2 protein-coding genes are annotated in these 8,810 nt (G+C 75.0%); both read right to left on the reverse strand.

Annotated elements, in window-relative coordinates; translation table 11 throughout:
* Nucleotides 1-1,263, reverse strand: a 1,263-nt coding sequence (locus tag AB0L34_RS31340) for a beta-ketoacyl synthase N-terminal-like domain-containing protein (RefSeq protein ID WP_363708981.1), incomplete at its 3' end; no start/stop codon positions are given.
* 47 nt (nt 1,264-1,310) lie between these two features.
* On the reverse strand, nt 1,311-8,810 hold a 7,500-nt coding region (locus tag AB0L34_RS31345; protein WP_363708983.1), incomplete at its 5' end, for a type I polyketide synthase.

Consider the following 8,810-nt stretch of genomic DNA (forward strand, 5'->3'; position numbering starts at 1 on the left):
CCAGTCGACCTGCGGGGTCGGCTCGTCGACGTGCAGGGTGGGCGGCACGACGCCGTGCCGCATCGCCATCACCATCTTGATCACACCGGCGACGCCGGCAGCCGCCTGCGCGTGCCCGATGTTCGACTTGACCGAGCCGAGCAGCAGCGGCGCGGAGCCCGCCCCCCGGTCCTGCCCGTACGTGGCGAGCAGCGCCTGCGCCTCGATCGGGTCGCCGAGCCGGGTACCGGTGCCGTGCGCCTCGACCACGTCCACGCCGCCGGCGGCGAGGCCGGCGTTGGCGAGGGCCTGCTGGATGACGCGCTGCTGCGAGGGCCCGTTCGGGGCGCTCAGGCCGTTGGACGCGCCGTCCTGGTTGACCGCGCTGCCCCGCACGACGGCGAGGATCGGGTGGCCGTTGCGCTGGGCGTCGGACAGCCGCTCCAGCAGCAGCACGCCGACGCCCTCGGACCAACCGGTACCGTCGGCGGCGGCGGCGAACGCCTTGCACCGGCCGTCGGCGGCGAGGCCGCGCTGCCGGGAGAACTCGACGAACGCGGCCGGGGTGCACATGGCGGTGACGCCGGCGACGATGGCCAGGGTGCACTCCTGCTGGCGCAGCGCCTGGGCGGCGAGGTGCAGGGCGACCAGGGAGGACGAGCAGGCGGTGTCGATGGTGACCGCCGGGCCCTCCAGGCCGAACGTGTAGGCGATCCGGCCGGAGACGACGCTGCCGGCGTTGCCGGTCATCAGGTGCCCCTCGAGGCCCTGCGCGGCGCCCATCAGCACGCTGCCGTAGTCCTGGCCGGTGCTGCCGGCGAAGACGCCGGTGCGGCTGCCCTTCAGCGAGTGCGGGTCGATGCCGGCCCGCTCCAGGACCTCCCAGGAGGTCTCCAGCAGCCACCGCTGCTGCGGGTCCATGGCCAGGGCCTCGCGGGGGGAGATCGCGAAGAAGCCCGGGTCGAAGTCGGCCAGGTCGTGGACGAAGCCGCCCTGCGCCGTGTACGACGTGCCGAGCCCGCCCTGCTCCTGGTCGGCGTCGTACAGCGACGCGAGGTCCCAGCCCCGGTCCTGCGGGAAGTCGGAGATCACGTCCTGCCCGGACGCGACCACCTTCCACAGGTCCTCCGGCGACCGCACCCCGCCCGGGAAGCGGCAGCTCATGGAGACGATGGCGACCGGTTCCTGCTCGCCGGCCTCCACCTCGCGCAGGCGCTGCCGCACCTGGTGCAGGTCGGCGGTGACCCGCTTGAGGTAGTCGAGAAGCTTCGCCTCGTCAGCCATGGACCGCGCTCTCCTTGTGTTGAGCCGTGCACGCAGCAGCGATCACGTCAGGACACCCCCAGCTCACGGTCGATGAAGTCGAAGACCTCGTCCGGCGTGGCGTCCTGGAGCTTCTCGGCGACGGTGTCCCCGCCGCCCGCCGGGGCGTCGGCCTCGTTGAGGGAGGCCAGCAGCGCCCGCAGCCGCTCCGTGATCCGAATCCGGGCGCTGCGGTCCGGCACCGAGCCGGACAGCGCCGCTTCCAACCTGTCCAGTTCCCCGAAGACCGGTGCGACGCCGACCACGCCGCCGTCGACGATCGCCGCCCGGACGTACTCGGCGAGGCCGGCCGCGGTCGGGTAGTCGAAGACGACCGTGGCGGGCAGCCGTACGCCGGTCGCCGCCGTCAGCCGGTTGCGCAGCTCGACCGCGGTGAGCGAGTCGAAGCCGAGCTCCCGGAACGCCCGGTCCGGTTCGACGGCGTCCGCCGAGGCGTGCCCGAGCACGGCGGCGGCCTGGCCGCGTACCAGTTCGAGGAGGGTCTTGCGCCGCTCGGCGTCGGTCTGCCCGGCGAGCAGGGCGGCGAGGGACTCCGCCGACGCCCCGGCGTCGTCGGCCCGCTCGGCGGCGGCCCGCTGCGCCTCCGCGACGCCGGTCAGCAGCGGGCTGGGCCGCACGGCGACGAACCCCGGCACGTACCGCGCCCAGTCGATGCCGGCCACCAGCGTCGCCGGCTCCCGTCGCGCCACGCACCGGACGAGCGCGGCGAACGCCGTCGCGGTGTCGAGGCGGGCGACGCCGCTGCGGCGGCGGCGTTCCTCCACGGCCTGGTCGGTGGCGGCCATCCCGCCGGCCGCCCAGGGGCCCCAGGCGACCGAGGTGGCCGGGAGGCCCTGCCGGTGCCGCTGCTCGGCGAGCGCGTCGAGGTACGCGTTCGCGGCGGCGTAGCTGCCCTGCCCGGCGGCGCCGAGCTGGCCGGCCATCGCGGAGAACAGCACGAACGCGCGCAGCGGCCGGTCGGCGGTCAGCTCGTGCAGGTGCAGCGCGCCGAGCACCTTGGGCCGCAGGGCGGTGGCGAGCCGGTCCGCGGTGAGGCCGTCGAGGACGCCGTCGTCGAGGACCCCGGCCGCGTGCACCACCCCGGTCAGGGGCGCGTCGGCGGGCACCTCGTCGAGCAGCTTCGCCAGCGCCGCCCGGTCGGCCACGTCGCAGGCCGTGACGGTCACCCGCGTGCCGGCGGCGGTCAGCTCCCGGACGAGGTCGGCCGCGCCGGGGGCGTCGGCGCCCCGGCGGCTGACCAGCAGCAGGTGCTCGGCGCCCCGGGCGGCCAGCCAGCGGGCCACCTCCGCGCCGAGGGCACCGGTGCCGCCGGTGACCAGCGTCGTGCCGGGGTGGTCGGGCTCGTCGGGAACGGTGTCGCCGCCGGGCGCCCGCACCAGCCGGTTCACCAGGACCGTGGCGCCGTCGACGGCGAGCTGGTCCTCGCCGTCGAGGCCGGCCAGCGCGGCGCAGAGCAGGTCCCAGCCGTGGTCGTCCAGGGTGGCCGGCACGTCGACCAGCCCGCCCCAGCGCTCGGGGTGTTCGAGGGCGGCGACCCGGCCGAGGCCCCAGAGCAGCGACTGTTCCGGCCGGGCCGGCGTCGCGTCCCGCGCGGTGCCGGTGGCGCCCCGGGTGACGCACCAGAGCGGGGCGGCCACGTCGAGGTCGCCGAGGGCCTGCACCAGGGCCAGGGATCGGGCCAGGAAGGGCGGCACCGGCTGGGTGTCGTCGACCGGGCCGTCGGCGAGGGCGAGCAGCGACAACACGCCGTCCACCGGCGCGCGTTCGCCGTCGCCGGTGCGGGTGGCGGCGGCCAGGTGCTCGGCGACGGCCGCCCGCTCGGTCAGCTCCTCCGGCAGCAGCACCAGCCGGGCGTCGGCGCCCCGGCGGCCCAGCTCGGCCACGGCGGCCTCGCCCTCGTCCGCGCGGTGCGCGTCGGCGACGACCCACCAGGCGCCGGGGAGGAAGCTGACGGGCGTGCCGTTGTACGGCTGCCAGACGCTGCGGTAGCGCAGGTCGTCGAGGGTGGACCGGTCCCGCTGCTGGCGTCGCCAGGAGGCGAGCACCGGCAGGGCGGCGCCCAGCCGTTCGAGGGACTCGGTGGCGCTCTGCGCGGTGAGTTCCGCGAGCGCGGCCAGGTCCTCCCGTTCGACGGCCGCCCAGAAGGCGGAGTCGACTCCGCTGGGTGCGTCGCCCTGCTCCTCCGCCCTGCTCGGCCAGAACCGGGTGCGGTCGAAGGCGTACGTGGGCAGGTCGACGGTCGGCGTCCTCGCCAGGACCTTCGTCAGGTCGACGGGCAGGCCGATCGCGTGCGCGGTGGCCAGGTTGGTCAACAGCCGCGTCGGGTCGTCGTCGCCCCGACGCAGGCTACCCAGCGTGTACCCGGTAGTGCCGGTGTCGTCCAGGATCGCCGTCACCGGCATCGTCAACACCGGATGCGGAGAGATCTCCACGAACGTCGTGTGACCCGCCGCGACCGCCACCCGCACCGCCGCGTCGAACTGCACCGTCCGCCGCAGATTCTCGTACCAGTAGTCCGCCGTCATGCTCTCCGGCTGCACCCAGTCGCCGGTCAACGTCGACACCAGACGGGTGTGACCCGGCTGCGGCCGCACGTCGGCCAGATCGGCACGCAACCGCTCGGCGACCTCCTGCACGGATGGGGAATGCGACGCGTAGTCCACCGGAATCAACCGCGCCCGCACACCGTCGGCCTGACACGCCTCCACCAGATCCGCCACCGGCTGCGGCGGCCCCGACACCACCACCGTCAACGGACCGTTCACCGCCGCGACACCAACGCCGGGGAAGCCGGCCAACCGCTCGCCGACCGCCTCGGCGGACAGGTCCACCGACGCCATCGTCCCCGTCCCCCGCAGCACCGCCAGAGCCCGCGACCGCAACGCCACCGTCCTGGCAGCGTCCTCCAGCGACAGAATTCCCGCCACGCAGGCCGCGCCGATTTCACCCTGCGAGTGACCGACCACCGCCTGCGGCACCACACCCACGTGCCGCCACACCGCCGCCAGAGCGACACCCACCGCCCACAACACCGGCTGCACGACCTCGACCCGGTCCAACCACGACTCGTCATCCCCGCTCAACACCGACACCACATCGACATCGAGATACGGGGCCAAGGCCGCCTGGCACTCCGCGAGCCTGGCATCGAACACCGGCGTACGACCCACCAGACCAGCCGCCATCCGCGCCGACTGCGCCCCCTGACCCGGGAACACGAACACCGGACCCGCACCGTGACCCGACGCCGTGCCCGTGACCGCGTTACCGGCGGGGGAACCGGACGCCAGCGCGTCCAGCCCGGTAAGCAGTTCCTCCACGCTCGCGCCGACGACGGCGGCCCGGTGGTCGAACGTCGACCGGATCGTCGCCAGGGACCAGCCCGCCGCCGCCGGGTCGAGCCCGCCGCGCTCGCGGACGTGCCGCGCCAGCCGTGCCGCCTGACCCGCCAGGGCCGCCTTCGACCGCGCCGACACCGGCCACACCACCACGTCCGAGACCACCAGCCCTGGAGCCGCCTCCGCGGCAGGCCCGGCCGCCTCGTCCGCCTGCTCGATGATGACGTGCGAGTTCGTGCCCGAGATCCCGAACGACGACACCGCTGCCCGCCGTACCCGCCCCGTCTCCGGCCAGGGCCGCGCCTCCGTCGCCAACTCCACCGCGCCCGCCGTCCAGTCGATGTGCGGCGACGGGGCGTCCACGTGCAGCGTGGCCGGGACGACGCCCTCCTGCAGGGCGAGGACCATCTTGATGACGCCGGCGACGCCGGCGGCGGCCTGGGTGTGCCCGATGTTCGACTTGACCGACCCCAGCAGCAGCGGCCGGTCACCCGGCCGGTCCTGCCCGTACGTCGCCAGCAGCGCCTGCGCCTCGATCGGGTCACCGAGCGTCGTGCCGGTGCCGTGCGCCTCCACCACGTCCACGTCGGAGGCGGCGAGTCCCGCCGAGGCCAGGGCTTCCCGGATCACCCGCTGCTGGGACGGACCGTTCGGCGCGGTGAGCCCGTTCGACGCCCCGTCCTGGTTCACCGCGCTGCCCCGCACCACCGCCAGCACCGGATGCCCCAACCGCCGGGCGTCCGACAACCGCTCCACCAGCAGGACGCCGGCGCCCTCACCCCAACCGGTGCCGTCCGCCGCCGCCGCGAACGCCTTGCACCGTCCGTCGGCCGCCAACCCGCGCTGCCGCGAGAACTCCACGAACAGGCCCGGCGTCGCCATCACCGTCACACCGCCGGCCAGGGCGAGGTCACACTCACCCCGACGCAGCGCCTGCACCGCCAGGTGCAACGCGACGAGGGACGACGAACACGCCGTGTCCACCGACACCGCAGGCCCCTCCAACCCCAACGCGTACGCCACCCGACCCGACAAGACACTCGCGGCGTTCCCCGTCGCGCCGAACCCCTCCGCCTCGTCCCCGGCCGACAACAACAGGGCCCCATAGTCCTGGCCGTTCGTGCCCACGAACACCCCTGTTCGCGAACCCCGCAACACCCCTGGAACAACCCCTGCCCGCTCGATCGCCTCCCACGACGTCTCCAGCAGCAACCGCTGCTGCGGGTCCATCGCCAGGGCCTCACGCGGGCTGATCCCGAAGAACCCCGGGTCGAAGTCCGCCCCGTCGTACAGGAAGGCGCCGCTGCGGACGTAGGAGGTGCCGTTGGAATAGGGGTCGGGGTCGTAGAGCCGGTCGATGTCCCAGCCCCGGTCGCCGGGCAGGTCGGAGACGGCGTCCCGGCCGGCGTGCAGCATCTGCCAGAACCGCTCGGGGTCGTTGGCGCCCCCGGGGAACCGGCACGACATGGCGACGATGGCGACGGGCTCGTCGTCCGCGAGGACCACGGGTGCGGCGACGACGGCCGCCTCGGCCCCGCCGCCCAGTTCCTCGTGCAGGTGCCGGGCGAGCACGGTCGGGGTCGGGTAGTCGAAGACGAGGGTCACCGGCAGCCGCAGCCCGGTGGCGGTGGCGAGCCGGTTGCGCAGCTCGACGGCGGTCACCGAGTCGAAGCCGAGGTCCCGGAACGCGTGGTGCGGGTCGACGGCCTCGCCGCCGGCGTACTTGAGGACGGTGGCCGCCTGCTCGCGGACCAGGTCGAGCAGCGCCTGCTGGCGCTCGGCGGCGCCCATCCGGGCGAGGGACGCGCCGGGGTTGCCCTCGTCGGCCTCCCCGGCCTCGGCGACGCCCTTGGTGGCCGCGAGCGCCTGCGCCTCGGGGATCTCGGCGATCAGCGGCCCGGGCCGGGTGGCCGTGAACGCGACGTAGAACCGGTCCCAGGCGATGTTGGAGATGGTCAGGAACGTCTCGTCGTGCTCGACGGCCTGGTGCAGCGCGGCGACGGCGAGCCTCGGGTGCATCTCGGGGGCGCCGTGGCGGTGCAGCATCCTGCCGAACTCGCCCTCGGCCATGCCGCCGCCGCCCCACGCGCCCCACGCGATCGAGGTGGCGGGCAGGCCGAGGCCGCGCCGGTGCTCGGCGAGCGCGTTGAGGACGGCGTTGCCGGGGGCGTAGTTGCCCACGCCGGAGCTGCCGACGGTGCCGGCCATGGCGGAGAACAGGATGAACGCGTCGAGGTCCCGGTCGCGGGTCAGCTCGTGCAGGTTGAACGCGGCGGTGACCTTGGCGCTCAGCGCGTAGTCGACCTGGTCGAGGGTGAGCGAGCTGATCACCGAGTCGTCGAGCACGGCGGCGGTGTGCACGACGGTGGTCAGCGGGTACTCGGCCGGCAGGCCGTCGATGACGGCAGCGAGGGCCGACCGGTCGGCGGCGTCGCAGGCGGCCACGGTGACCCGGGCGCCGAGCCCGACCAGCTCGGCCTCCAGCTCGGCGATCCCCTCGGCCTGCCTGCCGCGGCGGCTGAGCAGCACCAGGTGGGGGGCGCCGTTGGCGGCGAGCCAGCGGGCCATGTGCCCGCCGAGGGCGCCGGTCCCGCCGGTGACGAGGGCGGTGCCGGTGGGCCGCCAGGTGCGGACGGCCGGGGCGTCGCCCAGCGGGGCGCGCAGCAGCCGGCGGGCGAACGCGGCGACGCGCCGCAGCGCCACCTGGTCCTCCCCGTCGGTGCCGGCGAGGACGCGGACGAGCCGCCGGCCGGCGGCGTCGTCCAGCTCGTCGGGCAGGTCGAGCAGGCCGCCCCAGCGGTCGGGGTGTTCGAGGGCGGCGACCCGGCCGAAGCCCCAGGCGAGCTGCTGCACGGGGTGCGGCAGCGGGTCGCCGGGGTCGGTGGAGACGGCACCCTGGGTGAGGCACCACAGCGGCGCGCGGACGCCGGCGTCGCCGAGGGCCTGCGTCAGCGTGACCGTGCCGGCGAAGCCGACGGGCACCGACGGGTGCGCGGGGTCCGGCGTCTCGTCGAGCGCCAGCAGGGAGACGATCCCGGCGACGGGTCCGACCGCGGCGAGGTCGCGGGCCCGGGCCGCGAGGGCGACGCGGTCGGTCCGCTCGGCGTCCAGTTCCACGGGGACGACCGTGGCGCCGCGCCGTTCGAGGGCGTCCTGGCAGAACGCGGCCTGGTCGGCGGCGGTGTCGTCGGGGCCGGTGACGAGCCACCACGTGCCGGTGACGGCGGGGTCGCCGTCGTCGGCGACGGGCAGCCAGCCGTCCCGGTACCGCCACGAGTCGACGGCGGCCTGGTCGCGGTGCCGGCGCCGCCAGGCGGCGAGTACGGGCAGCACGTCGGCGAAGGCCGCCTCGGGCACCGCGTCGGCGGCGGTGACGTCGGCGAGTTCGGCGGTGAGCGCGGTCAGGTCCTCCGCCTCGACGGCGGCCCAGAACCGGGCGTCGACCTCGTCCTCGACGGTGGGGCCGGCGGGTCCGGCGGCCGGGGCGGGCGCGGCGGCCGGCTGCGGCCAGTAGTGCTGTCGTTGGAACGGGTAGGTGGGCAGATCGACCAGACGTCCCGGCCGGCCGGCGAACGCGGGCCGCCAGTCCACCGACGTGCCACCGGCGTACACCTCCGCCAGAGCGTGGTGGAACCGACCCAGACCACCCTCACCACGACGCAGGCTGCCCGTCACGGTCACCGCCGCCGGATCGGCAGCAGCCACCTCGACGGACTCCTGCACCGCCATCGTCAACACCGGATGCGCACTGACCTCGACAATCGTGGAGTAACCGGCCGCAACGAGACTGCGCACCGCCTCGTCGAACCGCACCGTCTGCCGCAGATTGCGGTACCAGTAGTCGGCATCCAGGCCAGCGGTGTCCAACCAGTCACCCACCACCGTCGACCGGAACCGCACCTCACTCGTACGCGGACGCAACCCCGCCAACAACTCCAGCAACTGCTCACGCAGCGGCTCGACGTGCGCGGAGTGGGACGCGTAATCCACCGGAACACGGCGGACCCGCACCTCACGCGACTCGTAAAGGGCGACCAACTCGTCCAGGGCCGCGACATCACCCGACACCACCACCGACGTCGGCCCGTTGACAGCAGCCAACGCCACCCGCCCGTCCCACCGGGCGATCGTCGCGGTGACCTCCTCGGCAGTCGTCGCCACCGACACCAT

This window comes from Micromonospora sp. NPDC052213 (assembly GCF_040679695.1).
In the GTDB taxonomy this organism is placed as follows: domain Bacteria; phylum Actinomycetota; class Actinomycetes; order Mycobacteriales; family Micromonosporaceae; genus Micromonospora.